The following is an 18,585-nucleotide window of genomic DNA, read 5'->3' on the forward strand; positions in this document are numbered from 1 at the left end:
GCAGAATCGCCAGGGCAGGCTGTGCCCACAGGGCCAACATCGTGGCCACCGTGAGGCCGATCACTGTCAGTCTCTTGCGCATCTGTCCTCCTCGCGTCTGAGAAGGATCAGATCGGTATCTCTCGGGCCTATCTAAAGCGCGCGAGAGAAGTGGAGGGAGACCTTGCGCTCAGATCGCTAACGGCTACCGCGTGTGGCGGGAGCACCACCCTGGGTGCGCAAGAGAGCCAAATCGCGCCTGATTGTCGCCTCAGACGCTCCGAGCGCCTCTGCCAAGTCGCCAATCGTGAGCGAACCACCCTGGGCTCGCGCCTCGTCAAGGACTCGGACGATGCGTGCCTGGCGGCGACTCGCACGATTGCGGATGTCTAGATCACCGGGTGTGCTGACCGTGAGAGCAACCTCCACCAGTTCGTCTTCACGCAGCGCCCGCCCACCTGGAGCGTTCGCAGACGCGACGGTCACTTCCATTGTGATGGGCTTCTCGGAGGCCCACCAGTCGAGAATGGAGGCATGATCGGGAACACTCCGAATTGCGGGCTCCTGGTCTTCAGGTTCGAGCGTTTCGACTATCCGAACTAATACTTCGTGTGCGGCCGTGAACTGTTCGTGGCTTGCGCCGTGAAGCCCTTGGGCGTGCAACGCGAGGCCGTGGGCGTAATGGATGAGATGAGCGAGCTCGGTGCCCTCGTGGATGGAATCAACTGCCCGAGTAGTGGCTCCGAGTGCCTCTTCAGGTCGACCCAGATCAAGAAGTGCGCGACCCTGGAGACTCCAGATCCCAACGATGAGATCGTGGAGGCCCACCCTGGATGCGATCTCCTCTGCTTGTTGTGCGAGGCTGAGCGCCTCGGCAGGTTCCCCCGCCTGAAGACGTGCAATAGCGTGCTCTCGGAGCATCTGGGTGGCGAGCCATTGATCACCGACCTCAAGTGCCTGAGTGGTCGCCGATTCGAAGCCGCTCCACGCATCAGACTCACGACCTCGACGCGCGTTGACACTTGCGAGGACGCCCTCGCATTGGGCGATACCTCGCTTGTCGCCTATCTCTACGTAGGTTGCAAGCGCCTCCATGAGGTCGGGCTCAACCTCAGCGCCCTTGCCGAGTCGGCTGTGGCGCATCCAAGCCGCGTTGGACTGCACCAGGGCCCGTCCCCGGGCATTCCCCATCAGCCCGTAGGTGGCGGCGGCGGCATCGAACATTCTCAGCGCATCGCCCAACTGGTTGGTGATCACGTAGAGGATCCCGAGGTTCATCTGGTTGACCGCCTCCCCGTGGCGGTACCCGATTCGCTGCGAGGTCTCGATGGCCCGCAGGTAATCCTTCTCGGCGGTCTCCGGCTCGCCCCGCTCCATGCGCAGGGTCGCCAGCATCCCGTACACCTCCGCCTGCCCACGGGCGTCAGCGAGGTCGCCATAGAGGGCCAGGGCGGCGAGCAGCTGCGACTCGGCCTCACCGAACCGCTGCAAGTCGATCAGGTTCTGGCCCAGCGCGTTGCGGGCGTCGGCCTCCTGTCTGGCGTCGACGCCGCGGAAGTCGGCCGCCCGCTCCAGGTACTCGACGCCCTCGGCGGCGCGCCCGCCGAAGCAGGCGATCATCCCCAGGGCGGTGAATGCCGCCACGATCCGCCCCGGATCGTCCTGCTCCTCGGCGGCAGCCAAAGCCTGCCGTGCGGTCTCCACGGCCTCCTCGAAGCGGTCGAGGTGCGCCAGCCACCACGCCTTGCGGGTGAGAGCATCCACCCGCTGTGCCCCCTGTGCCCAGCGTTCCATCCGCTCCACGGCGTGCTGCTGCTCCTCGCGCCGGCCCAGGACGTCGAGCACCTCGTCGAGGAGTGCCGCCACGGCGAACCGCCGATCGGCCGCCGCCTCCACCTGATCCAGGGTCGTGGACGCCCTCTCCAGATGGACGGCCGCCGTGTCGTAGGCATGGACCCGCATCGCCCGCTCGGCGGCCCGCTCCAGATAGAAGGCGGCCCGCTCGGGGATACGCGCCGCGATGAAGTGATGGGCGAGCAGCTCCACGTCTTCGGGCCGGTGCTGCTCGATGGCCAGCGCCAGGCGCCGATGCAGGTCGAGCCTGCGCGACAGAGGCTGGTCGTCGTAGACGACCCGTCGCATCAACTCGTGGCCCACCGAGTAGCCGTCCTCCGTCGACGCCACGAAGCGCCGTCGCAGCAGGTCGTCGATGGCCGCCAGGGCGGCCTGATCATCCACCTCGGCGGCGGTGACGATCTCGAACAGCGACACCTCGCCGTCGTTGGCCGCCACCAGCTCCAGGGTGCGCCGAGACGCCGGGTCCAGCCCTTCGAGCCGCTGCCGGATCATGGCGTGGACCGTCGGCGTGAGCGGCAGCCGGTCGCGCTCGGACGGTGCATCCTCGGCCTCCCGCTCTGCGGCGGCGAGGTCGTCACGCTCGTACAGGGCGCGCAGCGTCTCGACGATGAACAGGGGAATCCCGCCGGTCTCGCGATGCAGACGCTCCGAGAACTCCCCGCTCACCTCGACGATGCCCAGGCTGCGCCGAATCAGCTCCTCCGTCTGTGCCGGCGAGTACGGCGCCAGCGAGATCCGCTCGCAGTGCGCCAGGCGGTCGAGTGTCCGCAGCAGGTCCCACACCTCAGGGTGCTCCCTGGCCTCGGCGTGCCGGTAGGAGACGGCGATGAGCAGACGATCGTCATCGATCTGCTCGGCCATCTGGGCCAGGGCCTGGATGGTGTCGTCATCGGCCCAGTGCACGTCTTCGAGCACCACCAGCGTCGGGGCGAGCCCGGCCGACCTGCGGAAGGCGGTGGTGATCGCCTCCCGCATTCGGGCCTGCTCATCCGCCCTGTGCATCGGAGCACCTTCGGGAGCGACAGCATCGCCGGCCAAGGCCGGCGCCAGCGGAGCCAGCACCGAGCGCAGCGTTGCGGGGAGGCGGGTCACCAGTTGGCGGGCACGAAGGCCGGGAACACTGGCCAGTGCTTCGGCGATCGGGGCGAATGCACGCCCGCCGCTCGGTGCAGAACGCCCCCAGAGCACGTCCATCCCGCGCCATCGGGCGTCGGCCGCCACCTCGGCCAACAGTCGCGTCTTGCCCACGCCGGACTCGCCCTCGACCAGCACCAATCCCCCGCGGCCGTCGATGGCCTCGTCGAGGCGTCGCGCCAGCTGCGAGCGCTCCGGGTCGCGACCCACGATCGGGGACCGGGTGACCTCCTCGAACAGCGGTGAGCCCTCTGCCGGGGTGATGGTGCGGCCTCCAGAGTCCCGGTCGGCGATCGTCGCCTCGTGCAACTCGATGGTCTCCGCAGAGGGCCGGCTCCCGAGTTCCTCGGCGAGGATGCGGCGGCACTCCTCGAACTGGCGGATCGCCTCGTTGTGGCGCCCGAGGAGCACGGCGATCCGCATCACCCGCCGGTGGGCCTCCTCGTCGAACTCGTCCTCCTGGGCCAGCCGGCGGGCGTGTACCAAAGCCGTCTCGTGGTCACCGCGTCCCATCTCCGCCTCGATGACCCGCTCCAGGGCGGCCAGGAACCGGCTACGAAGGCGGTCCTGGTCGGCGAACAACCAGTCGTCGTAGAACCCGGCCAGCAGATCGCCCCGGTACAGCTCGACTGCCCGCTGGATGGATGCCGGGTCGTCGCCCTCGAGCAGGCGCTCGAACTCCTCGACATCGAGCCACACGCCGGCTTCGGCGTTGAAGCGGACCGTGTCGGCGGTGCCGATCAGATACCGGTGCTCATCGTCACCGCCGATCGTGCTCTGGATCTGCCACAGCGCCTGGCTCAACCGGCGCCGGGCCCGGCTCTCGTCGAAGTCGGGCCAGAAGGTGCCCGCCAGCAGGTCGCGGGTGTGGGGGCGGTCCCGGTTGAGCACCAGGAAGGCGAACAGAGAACGCGCGGCGCGCAGCGGCAGCTGTTCGAGCACCCGTCCGTCCCGGGCCAGCTCGAACCCACCCAGCAGCCGGATCTCGAGCCTCGCCATCATCTTTCACGGTAGTCCCGACGATCCGGGTCCCCCGGTCAGTCGGAGATGTCGACCACCAGGCGCGACGGGCCGGTGAGGGTGTACACCTTGAACGGGCGGTTGGCCACGCTCAGGTTGATGGTGAAGGTCCACTCGCCCGATCCGCCTCCCATCCCGGTGTCGGTGACCGAGACGATGCTCACCGTCCCCACCGCCAGGTTGCCGGCGGTGAAGATGCCGGGGTTGGGCCCGTCGGTGGCCCACACGACCACCTGGATGTGGGTGGCGTCGAGATAGGAGACGTAACAAGCGGGGGGGTCGCCGGCGAAGTCGAAGACGATCCGCCCGAACCCTCCCTGCTGCGAGGGACGCACGTCGGTTACGGCTCCTGCCGCCGGGAAGGAGCCACCCGAGCAGTTCTTGGCGGATGTGTTGCCACCGAAGGTGGTGGTCGTCGTGGCCGCCGTGGTCGTGGTCGCCGCCATCGTCGTGGTGGTGGCCTCGGTGGTGGTGGCCGCCTCGCTGGAGGTGGTCATGGCCGCCTCGGTCGTGGTGGTCTCCGGAACCGTGGTCGCAGGGATGCTGGTCGTGGTCTCCGGCAGCGTCGTCGTCGCCGCAGTGGTGGAGTCACCCGCCGAGTCGTCGTCGCCGCCCGCGAACAGGGCCCACAGCAGTGCGAGCAGCAGCACGGCGATGATGCCGATGAGAAAGCCGAGGATCTTTCGCGAGCGCTCGTCCACACACACCTCCTGGTCGGGCTCACGATACCGCTACAACGGAGCCGCCTTCGGGACCATGATCGGCCCCGGGTAATCTCGACCCATGGCCGCCGGCGATGTCGTATCCGATCTCGAGGCGGCTCTGGGCTCCGACTCCGTCCGTTCCGCCCCGGTGGACCGGCACCTGCTGGGCAAGGACGCCGGCGTCAAGCGGGGCGAGGTGGTTGCGGTGGTCCAACCGAAGGACGCCGCCACCGTTGCCCAGGTGCTGCGGGTGGCGGCCCGTCACGGGGTGCCGGTGGTGGTGCGGGGGGCGGGCACCGGCCTCGCCGGCGGGGCGGTCCCGGCGCAGCCGGCGATCGTCCTGGTCACCACCGCCATGGCGTCGCGCCGGGTCGACGTCGACAACCGGGTGGCCTGGGTCGGGCCCGGCGTCCTCAACCTCGACCTGTCCCGGTCCACCATGGGGGCGGGGCTGCACTTCGCCCCCGACCCGTCCTCCCAGGCGGCTTGCACCATCGGGGGGAACGTCGCCAACAACTCGGGCGGGCCGCACTGCCTGGCGGAGGGAAACACCACCAACCACGTGCTCGGGCTCGAGTTCGTCGACGCTGCCGGCGACATCCACACCGTCGGCGGTGTCGCTCCAGACCCCCCGGGGCTCGATCTGCGTGGCGTGCTCGTCGGCTCCGAGGGAACGCTCGGAGTCGTGACCCAGGTCCTGGTCAGGCTCACCCCCAACCCGCCGGCGGTGCGCACCCTGCTGCTTGCCTTCGACCAGGTCGCCGATGCCGCCGCCACCGTCACCGAGGTGATCGCCTCCGGCGTCGTACCGGCCGCCCTGGAGATGATGGACCGCCCGCTGGTGGCGGCCGTGGAGAACTTCGTCCACGCCGGGCTTCCCATGGAGGCGGCGGCGGTGCTGCTCGCCGAAGTGGCCGGGCACCCCGCCGGGATCGAAGAGGAGGCAGCGCTGATCGAGGCTGTCGGGCGCCGTCACCGGGCCACCGAGGTGAGGGTCGCCGCCGACGAGGCGGAAAGGGCGCTGCTGTGGAAGGCCCGAAAGTCGGCGTTCGGGGCGATCGCCCAGATCGCCCCCAACTACTACCTGCACGATACGGTGGTCCCCCGCACCCGCCTCGTCGAGGTCCTCGAGGCGATCTACGAGATCGCCGAACGGCACGGGCTGCGGGTGCTCAACGCCATCCACGCCGGGGACGGCAACCTGCATCCCAAGTTCGTCTACGACGCCGCCGACGCCGATGAGGCGAGGCGGGTCGTCGAGGCGGCATCGGAGGTGGTGTCGCTCTCCATCGCCATGGGAGGCACCCTGAGCGGTGAGCATGGGATCGGCCTGGAGAAGCGCGACCTGATGCCCCTGGTCTTCACGCCGGTCGACCTCGACGCACAGGCCCGCCTGCGCGAGGCCTTCGACCCCGACGGTGTGTTCAACCCGGGCACCTTGCTGCCCCGGGGCTCACGTTGTTTCGACTTCGGACGCCAGGTGCCGGAGGGCGCCTGGGTGTGACCGCTTTGCGCTCCACCGTCGCCCGTCGGTTCGGGGGTCTGCTCGCCGAGCTCCCCGGGGCGCCCGAGGCCGAGTTCACCTTTGCCCCAACCTCGGCCGAGGACGTGGCCGCCGTGCTCGACTTCGCCTCGGAGCACGGCCTCGCCGTCCTCCCCTGGGGTGCAGGCACCCATCAGCACGGGGACGCCGTCGATGCCGCCATCGTCCTGGGCACCGGTGGGCTTCAGGGCCTCGACTGGCGGCCCGACGACCTCACCGTCGTGGCCGGGGCCGGTGTCCCCGTAGCCGATCTCGAAGCGAGGCTGGCGGAGCGAAACCAGTCGGCGGTCCTCCCCGAAACTCCGGGGGCTGCCACCGTCGGGGGTGTGGTGGCCGCCGGGGTGTCCGGATATCGACGCCTCCGCTTCGGGCCGACACGGGACCGCATGCTCGAGGTCCAGGTCGCCACCGGCGACGGCCGCCTGGTGCGGGGCGGTGGCCAGGTGGTGAAGAACGTGACCGGATACGACCTCCCCCGGCTGTTCACCGGGTCGTACGGATCGTTGGGGGTGATCACCCGCATCTGCCTGAAACTCTGGCCGGTGGGCAACGCCACCGCAACGGTCGCCGTGGACGACCCGGAGATGGCGCTCGCCGTCGCCCACCGCCCGCTTGCCGTGCTGGAGGCACCGGACGGCACTCGTGTGTACCTGTCGGGCACGGCCGGAGAGGTCGAGGCCCAGTCGGCGTCGCTGGGCGGATCCCCGCAACCGGGCCTGGCCTGGCCGGAACCACCTTCGGGCGCGGTGATCCTCTCGATCCGGGTCCCGCCGGTCGCCGTGGGCGAGGCGGTTCGGATGGCTTCCCCCCTGGGTCGGTTCGTCGCAGCCCACGGGGTCGGGGAGGTGGTGGTAGAGGGCGATCGGATCGGCGTCGCCGGGGTCGCCGAACTCCGCGCCTGGGCGGCTGCCATCGGCGGGTGGGTGGTCGTCCTCACCGCCCCACCGGAACTCGGCCTCGACCCCTGGGGGATGCAACCGCCTGCCCTCGACCTGCAGCGGCGCATCAAGGCGGCGTTCGACCCCTGCCGGGTGATGGTCCCCGGCCGGCTGCCTGGGGCACTGTGACCGGCTTCACAACGCCCTGGGCGCCCACTTCCGCCGAGCTCGCCGCCTGCATCGAGTGCGGGCTGTGCCTGCCGCACTGCCCGACCTTCCGGCTGACCGGGGACGAGCGACTCTCTCCGCGAGGGAGGATCAACGCGCTTCGCGCCGTCGGGGGCGGCGTCCTGACCATTGAGCCGTCGGTGGCGGAGGTGCTCGAATCCTGTCTGCAGTGTCGCTCCTGCGAGGCGGCATGCCCTTCGCTGGTCCCCTTCGGTCGCATCATGGAGGGCGGTCGAGCCGAGCTCGCCGCCGCCCTGCCCAGGGCCCGCATCCGCCGGGCGATCGCCGGCCGGTGGATGAGGCGACGCCGCCTCCTCCGTGTCGCCACATTCTTCGCCGCCGTCGGCCAGCGCCTGGGGGGGCGTCGCTGGCTCCCCAAGCGGCTCCGGGTCGGCATGAGGGGCCTGCGGCCTCTGCCCTTTCGATCGGAGCGCTTCGTCGGACGGGAGTTCGCACCCGATGGCGAGGCACGGGGCACTGTCGGGCTGCTCGCCGGATGCGTGATGGAGCCCTGGTTCGGCGGGGTACACCGCGCCTTGATCGCAGTGCTCACCGCCGCCGGGTACCGGGTGGTGGTGCCGAAGGCACAGACCTGCTGCGGCGCCCTGGCGGTGCACGAGGGCCGCGCCGCCGACGCCGACCGGATGCGGGAGGCGAACCGTGCCGCCTTCGCCGGGGTAGACCTGGTGGTGGTCGACTCGGCAGGATGTAGCGCCCACATGCGCGAGCACGAGGTGGGTGTGCCCGTCGAGGATGCCGTGGCCATGGTCGACCGCCTCATCATCGAAGGCCTGCTTCCGCGGGTCTCGGGCGGCGGCGTTCGGGTCGGAGTCCAGGACCCGTGCCATCACCGCCACGTGCAGAAGATCGTCGCCGAGCCGCGGCGCATCCTGCGAGCCGGAGGGTTCGAGCCCATCGATGTCGACCCACACGGCACCTGTTGCGGGGCTGCCGGGCTGTACTCGGTCGCCCAGCCGGCGACCTCGACGATGCTCGGCCGGCGCCGGGCAGGGCAGGCGGCGGACGCCGACGTGGCGGTGATCGCCACCGCCAACCCGGGATGCGAGATGCAGCTGCGGGGCCACATGGAGACACCGGTGCGGGTGGCCCATCCGATCGAGCTGTACGCCGAGGCGGTGGGCCTGATGGGAGCGCAGTAGTAGCCATGGGAGCCCGCAGCAGTTCCGGGCCGTTCCTCGTGCTCGCAGCCGCCACGTTATGGGGCACCACAGGCACCGCCCAGGCGCTGGGCCCGGATGGCATCACCCCGGCGACGGTGGCGCTGGTGCGAATGGCGGGAGGCGCCACGCTGCTGGCTCACGCCGTCACCCGCCACCGAACCGTCCCGCTCCGCTCCCTCTGGGGATGGCCGCTGTTCTTCGCGTTGGCGACCATGGCCGGCTCACAGCCACTGTTCTTCGGAGGGGTGGCTCGAACCGGGGTGGCGGTGGGCACGATCGTGACCATCGGCAGCGGTCCCATCCTCGCCGGGCTGCTCGCCTGGGCGATCCGCCGGGAGCGCCCCGGTCCTCGCTGGCCAGTGGCCACGACGCTGGCGGTGGGTGGTGCGGTCCTGTTGGTGTCGGGGGGCGATGCGGCCGGGATCGATCCGGTGGGCCTCCTCTTCGCCGGCGGCGCCGGCCTCGCCTGGGCGGTGTACCTGGTGGCCGCCAAGTCGCTGTTCGAGGAGCACCCTCCGGTGTTCGTGGCCGGGGTCGTGTTCGCCGGGGCGGCGGTGATCCTCTCCCCGGTCCTGATCGCCGGCGACGTCGCCTGGCTGGGCTCCGGGCACGGGATCGTCACGGCCCTCTGGCTGGGAATCGTGGCGACCGCCCTCTCGTACGTGGCGTTCGCCACCGGCCTGGGAACCACGCCGGTGGCCGCTGCTGCCACCCTCACCCTGGCCGAACCGCTCACGGCGGCGGTGCTCGGTATGACCGTGCTGGGCGAGCCGGCGAGGCTCACCACGATCGGTGGGATGGCGCTCATCGCCGCCGGGATCGCCCTGCTGGCACTGGAGGGAAGGGCGGACCCGGCGCCCCTACCCGGCTAGGGACTTCCGGCCCCAGGCCGGGACCACCGGCCCTGGCGGTCTGCGTGTGAAATGGGCAGAGTCTGTCCGGTACGGAGGGGACGCAAATGGGTCGACCCGTGATCACGGTCGATGGCAACGAAGCCGCCGCCTGGGTGGCGCACCGCCTCAGCGAGGTGGTCGCCATCTATCCCATCACGCCCGCATCGCCCATGGGGGAGCTCTCCGACACCTGGTCGGCGGCGGGACGCCCCAACCTGTGGGGCGAGGTGCCCACGGTCGTCGAGCTACAGAGCGAGGGTGGCGCCGCCGGGGCGCTTCACGGGGCCATCCAGTCGGGCGCCCTGACCACCTCGTTCACCGCCTCTCAGGGTCTGCTGCTGATGCTCCCCAACATGTTCAAGATCGCCGGCGAGCTGACCGGCACCGTGGTCCATGTCGCCGCCCGCTCGATCGCCACACACGCCCTCTCCATCTTCGGCGACCACAGCGACGTGATGGCCGCCCGCACCACCGGGTTCGCCATGCTGGCCTCGTCCTCGGTGCAGGAGGCCCAGGACCTGGCCGCCGTCGCCCATGCGGCCACGCTGGAGGCGCGGATGCCCTTCGTCCACTTCTTCGACGGGTTCCGCACCTCGCACGAGGTGGCCAAGATCGAGCGTCTCACCGATGCCGATCTCACCGCTCTGCTCGACCCGGCGGCGATCGCCGCCCATCGTGCCCGGGCCCTGGACCCGGAGCACCCGGTGCTGCGGGGCACCGCGCAGAACCCGGACGTCTTCTTCCAGGCCCGGGAGGCCTCCAACCCCTACTACGACGCCGTACCCGGGGTGGTAGACGCCGTGATGCAGCGTCTCGCCGGGCTGGTGGGACGCCGCTACCGGCTGTTCGACTACCAGGGACATCCCGAGCCGGAGCGGGTGATGGTGCTCATGGGCTCGGCAGCCGGGGCGGCCGGCGAGGCCGTGGACGCCCTGATCGCCTCCGGCGACAGGGTGGGTCTTTTGACCGTTCGCCTGTACCGCCCCTTCGACGGCGCCGCCTTCCTCGAGGCGCTCCCCCTTTCGGCGAAGGTGGTTGCGGTTCTCGACCGCACCAAGGAGCCGGGCGCCAGCGGCGAGCCGCTGCTCCAGGACGTGTCCACCGTGCTCGCCGGCGCCGCCGCCGACGGGCGGCCACTCCCCCGGATCATCGGCGGTCGCTACGGGTTGTCCTCCAAGGAGTTCACCCCGGCCATGGCGCGGGCGGTGTTCGACGAGGCCTCCCTGGAGCGGCCCCGCCCCCGGTTCACCGTCGGGATCGAAGACGACGTCACCGGCCTCTCCCTCGATGTCGACGCGTCGTTCCGGGCCGAGCCCAAGGGTGTGGTCGGAGCCATGTTCTACGGCCTGGGTAGCGACGGAACGGTCTCGGCCAACAAGAACACGGTCAAGATCATCGGCGAGCACACCCCGCTGCACGCCCAGGGTTATTTCGTGTACGACTCCAAGAAGGCGGGGTCGGTGACCGTGTCCCACCTTCGCTTCTCGCCGGTGCCGATCCGCTCCACATATCTGGTGCAGGAGGCCGACTTCATCGGGTGCCACCAGTTCGGGTTGCTGGAGAAGATGGACGTCCTGGAGCGAGCCGCCGTGGGGGCAACCGTCCTGGTCAACACTCCCCACGGCGACGCCACCTGGGGACGCATCCCGCTGGAGGCCCAGCAGCAGATCATCGACGACAAGCTGCGCCTGTTCGGCATCGACGCCGACGCCGTGGCCCAGGCGGCGGGACTGGGCAACCGGGTCAACACCGTCTTGCAGACCTGCTTCTTCGCCCTCACCGACCTGCTTCCCATCGAGCAGGCGATCAACGCCATCAAGACCTCGATCCGCAAGAGCTACGGGAGGCGGGGCGAGGCGGTCCTGGAGCGCAACTACGCCGCCGTGGATGGCGCCCGTGCTGCGCTCTTCGAGATCCCGATCCCCTCCGAGGTGGAAGGGTCCGTCCGTCGCCGTGCTCCGGTGCCCGCATCCGCACCCGAGTTCGTGCAGCGGGTCACCGGTGAGATCATCGCCGGCAGGGGCGATCGGCTCCCTGTGAGTGCACTACCCGTCGACGGCACATTCCCCACCGGCACCACCCGCTGGGAGAAGCGCACCATCGCCGCCGAGATCCCGATGTGGGACCCGGAGATCTGCATCGACTGCGGACGATGCGCCCTGGTGTGCCCGCATGCCGCCATCCGTATCGCCTACGTCGACGAGGCCGACCTGGCCGGGGCGCCCGAAGGGTTCCTGCACCGCGACCCCGTGGGCCGCGACTTCCCCGGGAAGCGCCTGGTGGTGCAGGTGGCCCCCGACGACTGCACCGGCTGTTCCGTCTGCGCCGAGGTGTGCCCGGCGCACAGCAAGGAGGTGGTCCGCCACAAGTCCCTGGACATGGTGCCCATCGGGGAGCGTCTCGAAGTGGAGCGGGAGCGATTCGATTTCTTCCTGGGGCTGCCCGAACCGGAGCGGCGGTCCATCCCGGTGGCCTCGGTGAAGGGCTCGCAGGCGATCCAGCCCCTCTTCGAGTTCTCGGGAGCCTGCTCGGGATGCGGCGAGACGCCGTACCTGAAGCTGCTCACCCAGATGTTCGGCGACCGGCTGGTGGTGGCCAACGCCACCGGGTGCTCTTCGATCTACGGGGGCAACCTGCCGACCACGCCGTGGACGGTGGGGGTCGACGGCCGCGGTCCCGCCTGGTCGAACAGCCTGTTCGAGGACAACGCCGAGTTCGGCCTCGGTCTGCGGCTCGGGGCGGATGCCCGTTTCGAGGCAGCCGCCCGGGCGGTTCGCGGCCTGGGTGGGGTGTTGGGGGACGAACTGGTGAGGGGTCTTGTCGGGGCCGATCAGAGCGACGATCAGGGGATCTTCGAGCAGCGACAGCGGGTGGCCGCCGCCCGCGAGCGGCTGGTGGGCGAGGACACGCCCGAGGCCGCCGCAGCCCTTCCCCTGCTCGACGCCCTGGTGCGCAAGAGCGTGTGGGCGGTCGGGGGCGACGGGTGGGCTTACGACATCGGGTTCGGCGGGATGGATCACGTCTTCGCCACCGGGCGCGACGTCAACATCCTGGTCCTCGACACCGAGGTGTACTCCAACACCGGCGGCCAGGCGTCGAAGGCGACCCCCAGGGGGGCGGTGGCCAAGTTCGCCGCCTCCGGCAAGTCCACCGCCAAGAAGGACCTGGGGATGATCGCCATGGCCTACGGCAACGTGTACGTGGCGCAGATCGCCATGGGCGCCAACATGACCCAGACCGTGAAGGCGTTCGCCGAGGCGGAGTCGTACCCCGGGGTGTCCCTGATCATCGCCTTCAGCCCCTGCATCGCCCATGGTTACGACCTGGGCGAGATGATGGCCCACCAGAAGGCGGCGGCCGCTTCCGGCTACTGGCCGCTGTATCGGTTCGACCCCCGTCTCGCCGCATCCGAGGAGCATCCCTTCAAGCTCGACTCCCGTGCCCCTGAGATCCCGTTCGCCGAGTACGCCCGCACCGAGGCGCGCTTCTCGATGCTCACCGCCTCGCATCCGGATCGAGCCGAGGAGCTGATGAAGGCCGCCCAGGAGGACATCGACGAACGCCGCCGCTACTACGAGCAGCTGGCCGGCCTGGCTCGGGGGCTGCCCGGCGACGAGGTGACCGGATGAAGCCGGCGCTGCACACCACCTACCTGGGGATGAGGCTGCGCAACCCGTTCGTGCTCTCCGCCTCGCCGATCGGGAGCGACGTCGACCGGCTCCTGCGTTACGAGGAGGCCGGTGCCGCTGCCGTGGTGCTCCCGTCGCTGTTCGAAGAGCAGATCGACCACGACGCCATGCGGATCCACGCCGCCCTGGAGCGGGGAAGCCACTCGTTCCCCGAGGCGCTCACCTTCCTCCCCGAGATGGAGGCGTACAACACCGGGCCGCAGAGGTACCTGGACCTGGTGCGCCGCGCCCGAGCCGAGCTGGGCATCCCGGTGATCGCCTCCCTCAACGGGGACTCTCCGGGCGGCTGGACATCCCATGCCCGCCGCATCGAGGATGCAGGCGCCTCGGCGCTGGAGCTCAACGTGTACCTGATCGCCGCCGATCCCGAGGAGACCTCGGAGCACGTAGAGCGGCGTTACCTGGATGTGGTGGAGGGGGTGCGTCGCGCCACCACACTGCCGCTGGCGGTCAAGGTCGGCCCGTTCTTCTCGGCGATGGCCAACATGGCGCGGCGCATCGTCGATGCGGGGGCCGACGGGCTGGTGCTGTTCAACCGCTTCTATCAGCCCGACATCGACCTGGAGCACCTGGTGGTGAGGCCCGACGTGCAGTTGAGCCAGCCCGCCGACCTGAGGCTTCCGCTGCGCTGGATCGCCATGCTTCACGGCCGGGTGGAGGCATCGCTGGCGGCCACATCGGGTGTGCACGACCACAGCGACGCCATCAAGCTGCTGCTCGCCGGGGCGGACGTGACGATGATGGCCTCTGCCCTCCTCCGTAACGGCCCGGAACGCCTGGCGGAGTGCGTCGCAGGACTGGGTGACTGGCTCGCCGAGAGGGAGTACACCTCGGTGGAGCAGATGCAGGGCTCGATGTCATGGAAGGGCGCCCCCAACCCGGGGGCGTTCGAAAGGGCCAACTACATGGAGACCCTGGCGTCGTATCACCTGGACGCCTGACCGGTGCCGCCGCCCCTTGTGGCCCCTAACACCCGTCGGGTTCGGCGTGTGCCCGCTCCTGCAGGCTCTTCACGTCGGTGATGCCTCCCGCCGCCAGGGCGTTGGCCACCGCCACCCCGGCGCGTACCGTGGTGATGCAGGGGATGGAGCACGCCTGCGCCGCCGCTCTGATGAGGCGTCCGTCCCCGCGGGCACGGCCGCCGCGTGGCGTGTTGATCACCAGGTCGACCTTGCCCTCGTGGATCAGGTGCACCGGGTCCCAGGGGCCTTCACCCACCTTGTCGACATGGACGGCGGCGATTCCTTGGCGCGCCAGGTGTTCGGCTGTGCCGTCGGTGGCGAGGACGCGGAAGCCGAGGCCGGCGAGGGCTCGGGCTGCGGCCACACCGGCCTGCTTGTCACGATTGGCCAGCGACAGGAAGACGGTCCCCTTGGTCGGTAGCCGGATGCCTGCTCCGAGCAGCGCTCGCAGATAGGCGATACCGGCGTCGGGGCCCATACCCATGACCTCCCCGGTCGCCCTCATCTCCGGACCGAGCAGTACGTCCTCATCGGGGAACCGGGACCAGGGGAGGACCGGTGCCTTCACCGCGACGAATCCGGTCTGAGCTCGATCGGGCAGCGCTCCCGCCGCCCGCAGCGCCTCCAGGGTCTCGCCCATCATCACCCTGGCGGCGAGACGGGCCAGCGGTACCCCGGTGGCCTTGGACACGAACGGGACGGTGCGCGAGGCCCTCGGGTTGGCCTCGAGGACCAGGGCCTCGTCGCCGAGCACGGCGAACTGGACGTTGATCAGGCCCCGAACCCCCAGGCCGAGGGCCAGCGCCTCCGTGTGGTGCCGGATCGCCTTCTCCGCCTCCTCCGACAGTGTCTGGGGAGGGATGACGCATGCCGAGTCGCCGGAGTGCACCCCGGCCTCCTCGACGTGCTCCATGATCCCCCCGATGAGGACCTCGGCACCGTCGCACAGGGCGTCGACGTCGACCTCGACGGCGCCCTCCAGGAAGCGATCGATCGCCACCGGCGCTCCTGAGGCGTCCACCTCGGAACCGGCGGGAGCCCCATAGAGGGCGCGCAGGTACTCGGTGAGCTCGTCGGCCGACCAGCACACCCGCATCCCCCGCCCGCCGAGCACGTACGACGGGCGCACCAGGACCGGGAACCCGATTCGGTCCGCCACCTCTTCGGCCTCCACCAGGCTGGTGGCGGTGCCGTGTGCCGGCTGGGGGATGCCCAGCTCCCGGCACAGCGTCGAGAATCGCTGGCGGTCCTCGGCGAGATCGATGGCATCTGCGGGGGTACCCGCTATCGACACCCCGGCGGCCTCCAGGGCGTGGACCAGTCGCAACGGGGTCTGCCCGCCCAGCTGCACGATCACCGCCTCGGGCCGCTCCCGGGCCACCACGGCCAGGACGTCCTCCTCGGTCAGCGGTTCGAAGTAGAGCCGGTCGGAGACGTCGTAGTCGGTGGACACCGTCTCCGGGTTGCAGTTGATCATCACCGACCGGTATCCGGCCTCGGCCAGCGCCAGGGAGGCGTGGACGCAGCAGTAGTCGAACTCGATCCCCTGGCCGATGCGGTTGGGCCCGGAGCCGAGCACCACCACGGTTCCCGGCTCCGGCGGCGGCGCCTCGTCCTCGTCCTCGAAGCAGGAGTAGTAGTACGGGGTCTCGGCCTCGAACTCGGCGGCGCAGGTGTCGACGGTCTTGAAGGTGCGCTCCACCCCGGCATCCGCCCTCATCCGGGCCACCTCGTGATCGGTCATGCCGACGATCCGTGCGATCTGTCGGTCGGCGAAGCCGAGGCGCTTGGCGGAGCGGAGCCTGGCCGCATCCAGGCCGTGGGCCGCCATCTCGACCTCCGCCTCCACGATCTGAAGGATCTGATCCAGGAACCACGGGGAGATGCCGGTTGCCCCGGCCAGGTCGCCCACGGTGGCGCCCGAGCGCAGGGCGTCGGCGACGGCGAGGATGCGGTCGGGCCGGGCCGTGGAGGCCGCCGCCATCGGGTCGGCGGTTCCGGTCGCCTCTTCGCGGCGCGGGTCCAGCCCATCGAGGCCGGTCTCCAGGCTGCGCAACGCCTTCTGCAACGCCTCGGGGAAGGTGCGGCCGAACGCCATGGCCTCGCCGACGCTTCGCATGGAGGTTCCGAGAACGTCGTCCGAGTCGGGGAACTTGGCGAAGTCGAACCGCGGGATCTTCACCACCACGTAGTCCAAGGCGGGCTCGAAGGCGGCCGGGGTGCGGCCGGTGACGTCGTTGGGGATCTCGTCGAGGGTCATGCCCACGGCGAGCAGGGCGGCGATCTTGGCGATGGGGAAGCCGGTGGCCTTCGAGGCGAGGGCCGACGATCGCGAGACGCGGGGGTTCATCTCGATGACGAGGCGCCGGCCGGTCTCGGGATCCACGGCGAACTGGACGTTGGAGCCGCCGGTCTCGACACCCACCGCCTCCAGGCAGCGGAGTGCCTCGTCGCGCATCTCCTGGTACGCCCGATCGGAGAGGGTCTGCGCCGGGGCGACGGTGATCGAGTCGCCGGTGTGCACCCCCATGGGGTCCAGGTTCTCGATGGAGCACACGATGACCCCGTTGCCGGCTCGGTCGCGCATCACCTCCAGCTCGAACTCCTTCCAACCCAGGACCGACTCCTCGACCAGGATCTCCCCGACCGGGGAGGCTGCCAGCCCGAGGTGCGCAACCCTCGCCAGGTCCCTGGGATCGGCGGCGAGTCCGGTGCCGCCTCCACCCAGCGTGAACGACGGGCGCACCATGACCGGGTACCCGATCTCGGCGGCGGTGGCGAGGGCCCCCTCCACCGATCGCACCGCCTCCGCCCGGGGGCATCGCAGGCCGGCTTCCTCCATCAGCGTCCTGAAGGCGCCGCGGTCCTCGGCGGCCCTGATCGCTGTGATCGGTGCTCCGATGATCTCGACACCCAGACGATCGAGCACGCCGGAGTCGTGAAGCGCCAGGGTCACGTTGAGGGCGGTCTGCCCCCCCAGCGTCGGGAGCAGTGCGTCGGACCGCTCCCGCTCCAGGATCGCCTCCACCACCTCCGGGATGATCGGCTCGACGTAGGTGGTGTCGGCGAACTCTGGGTCGGTCATGATCGTCGCCGGGTTGGAGTTGACCAGGGACACCCGGTAACCGTGCCGTCTCAGCACACGCAGGGCCTGGGTGCCCGAGTAGTCGAACTCGCAGGCCTGCCCGATCACGATCGGCCCCGACCCGATCACCAGGATCGACTCGATGTCGGTGCGCCTCATGGCACACCCATCAGGTCGAGGAATCGATCGAACAGGCCCAACGAGTCGTGGGGTCCCGGGGCCGCTTCCGGGTGGTACTGGACCGAGAAGGCGGGCACCTCCAGGCAGCGCAGTCCCTCCAGGGTGCCGTCGTTCAGGTTCTGGTGGGTGGCGGCCACCTCTCCGAATGCGGTTGGCACGCTTGCCGGGAGCAGGTCGGGGGTCGGCAGGCCGTCATGGATGGGGGGTTCCCCGGTGGCCAGCGGCCAGAGGTCGACGGCGAACCCGTGGTTCTGTGCCGTGATCTCGATCCGGCCGTCGTCGAGGCGCCGCACCGGGTGGTTCCCGCCGTGGTGACCGAAGGGGAGCTTGAAGGTGCCGGCGCCCAGGGCCAGGCCGAGAAGTTGGTGGCCCAGGCAGATCCCGAACACCGGGACCTTCCCCAACAGCCCACTGATTGCATCGACCGGACCCGTCAGCGGCTCCGGGTCGCCGGGCCCGTTGGAGAGGAACACTCCATCGGGCCGCAGGGCGAGCACCTCGTCGGCGCTGGCGGCGGCGGGAAGGACGTGAACCCGACACCCGAGGGCGGAGAGTCGCCGGGTGATGTCGCGCTTCATGCCGAAGTCGAATGCGACCACCGTCGCCCGGCGGTCACCCTCCGGTTCGACGGTGTACGGGGTGGCGGTTCCGGCCGTGCTCGCCAGGTCGCTTCCTGCCATCCCAGGGGAGGACCGAGCCAGGTCCAGCAGCTCGGCGGCGGTGGTCCCGGTTCCCATGGCGGCCGGCATGGCCCCCGCCTGGCGGATGTGACGGGTGAGGCGCCGGGTGTCGAGATCGGTGAGGGCGACGACGCCCGATGCCTGTAGCCAGTGCTCGAACTGGGCGGCCGGCCCGGCGTCGGGGAAGGCTCGAGCCGCCGATCGCACCACCAATCCTGCGCAGCGGGCCGACCCCGACTGGTCGTCATCGGGCGAGACCCCGTAGTTGCCGACATGGGTCGAGGTCATGGCGACGATCTGGCCCGTGTACGAGGGATCGGTGAACACCTCCTGGTACCCGGTCATGGAGGTGTTGAACACCACCTCACCGGTGACGACACCCTCGATTCCGAGGGCGATCCCGCGGAACTCTGCTCCATCGGCGGTGACCAGCAGGCCGTCGGTCATCGAGGCGCTCGCAGTGGCGGGAGGGCGGTGAATGCGGAGCGGGCCGCCTTCGGTGGCGGGTGGTGCACTCCTCTGGCGGGCCGGCGCGCCGCCACGACTCCTCCGCTGCTTGCAGTGCCCCGGGC

The 18,585-nt window shown here is 70.2% G+C and carries 10 protein-coding genes; 6 read left to right on the forward strand and 4 right to left on the reverse strand.

All coding sequences use genetic code 11. The annotated features are described in order from the left end of the window. Positions 1-177 precede the first annotated feature (177 nt). Together QY307_07920 and QY307_07925 are read right to left on the reverse strand one after the other, a co-directional pair. The gene (locus tag QY307_07920; GenBank protein ID WKZ82010.1) at positions 178-3,972 is read right to left on the reverse strand and encodes a BTAD domain-containing putative transcriptional regulator; all 3,795 of its coding nucleotides are present in this window, start codon (positions 3,970-3,972) and stop codon (positions 178-180) included. A 35-nt stretch (positions 3,973-4,007) separates the two neighbouring features. Beyond that, a complete protein-coding gene (locus tag QY307_07925) occupies positions 4,008-4,691 on the reverse strand; it encodes a hypothetical protein (GenBank protein ID WKZ82011.1) in 684 nt (227 codons plus the stop codon). Between the two features lie 82 nt (positions 4,692-4,773). On the opposite strand from QY307_07925, the gene QY307_07930 reads away from it, so the two are divergent. The 6 genes from QY307_07930 (at position 4,774) to QY307_07955 (ending at position 14,047) form a co-directional block, all read left to right on the forward strand. Continuing rightward, positions 4,774-6,198, forward strand: coding sequence for an FAD-linked oxidase C-terminal domain-containing protein (locus QY307_07930; GenBank protein ID WKZ82012.1), 1,425 nt, complete (start codon positions 4,774-4,776; stop codon positions 6,196-6,198). Then, entirely contained in the window at positions 6,195-7,304 is a 1,110-nt protein-coding gene (locus QY307_07935) for an FAD-binding oxidoreductase (GenBank protein WKZ82013.1), read from the forward strand. The genes QY307_07930 and QY307_07935 overlap by 4 nt, the downstream gene beginning before the upstream one ends. Then, positions 7,301-8,503: a (Fe-S)-binding protein gene (locus QY307_07940; protein WKZ82014.1), complete on the forward strand. Its 1,203-nt coding sequence runs from the start codon at positions 7,301-7,303 to the stop codon at positions 8,501-8,503. The genes QY307_07935 and QY307_07940 overlap by 4 nt, the downstream gene beginning before the upstream one ends. Before the next feature lie 5 nt (positions 8,504-8,508). Then, positions 8,509-9,396 (forward strand): EamA family transporter, encoded by an 888-nt coding sequence (locus tag QY307_07945; GenBank protein ID WKZ82015.1) that lies wholly within the window; start codon positions 8,509-8,511, stop codon positions 9,394-9,396. An 86-nt stretch (positions 9,397-9,482) separates the two neighbouring features. Next, positions 9,483-13,046 (forward strand): pyruvate:ferredoxin (flavodoxin) oxidoreductase, encoded by a 3,564-nt coding sequence (gene nifJ / locus QY307_07950; GenBank protein ID WKZ82016.1) that lies wholly within the window; start codon positions 9,483-9,485, stop codon positions 13,044-13,046. Continuing rightward, positions 13,043-14,047 (forward strand): dihydroorotate dehydrogenase-like protein, encoded by a 1,005-nt coding sequence (locus tag QY307_07955; protein WKZ82017.1) that lies wholly within the window; start codon positions 13,043-13,045, stop codon positions 14,045-14,047. The genes nifJ and QY307_07955 overlap by 4 nt, the downstream gene beginning before the upstream one ends. Positions 14,048-14,072: 25 nt before the next feature. On the opposite strand, the gene carB is transcribed toward QY307_07955, so the two are convergent. After that, complete coding sequence (gene carB, locus QY307_07960) at positions 14,073-17,312, reverse strand: carbamoyl-phosphate synthase large subunit (protein ID WKZ82018.1); 3,240 nt, start codon at positions 17,310-17,312, stop codon at positions 14,073-14,075. Then, positions 17,309-18,460, reverse strand: a complete 1,152-nt coding sequence (carA, locus tag QY307_07965) for a glutamine-hydrolyzing carbamoyl-phosphate synthase small subunit (GenBank protein ID WKZ82019.1) — start codon at positions 18,458-18,460, stop codon at positions 17,309-17,311. Before carA ends, carB begins: the two co-directional genes overlap by 4 nt. Positions 18,461-18,585 lie beyond the last annotated feature (125 nt).

The organism is Acidimicrobiia bacterium (assembly GCA_030584185.1).
In the GTDB taxonomy this organism is placed as follows: Bacteria; Actinomycetota; Acidimicrobiia; order Spongiisociales; family UBA11373.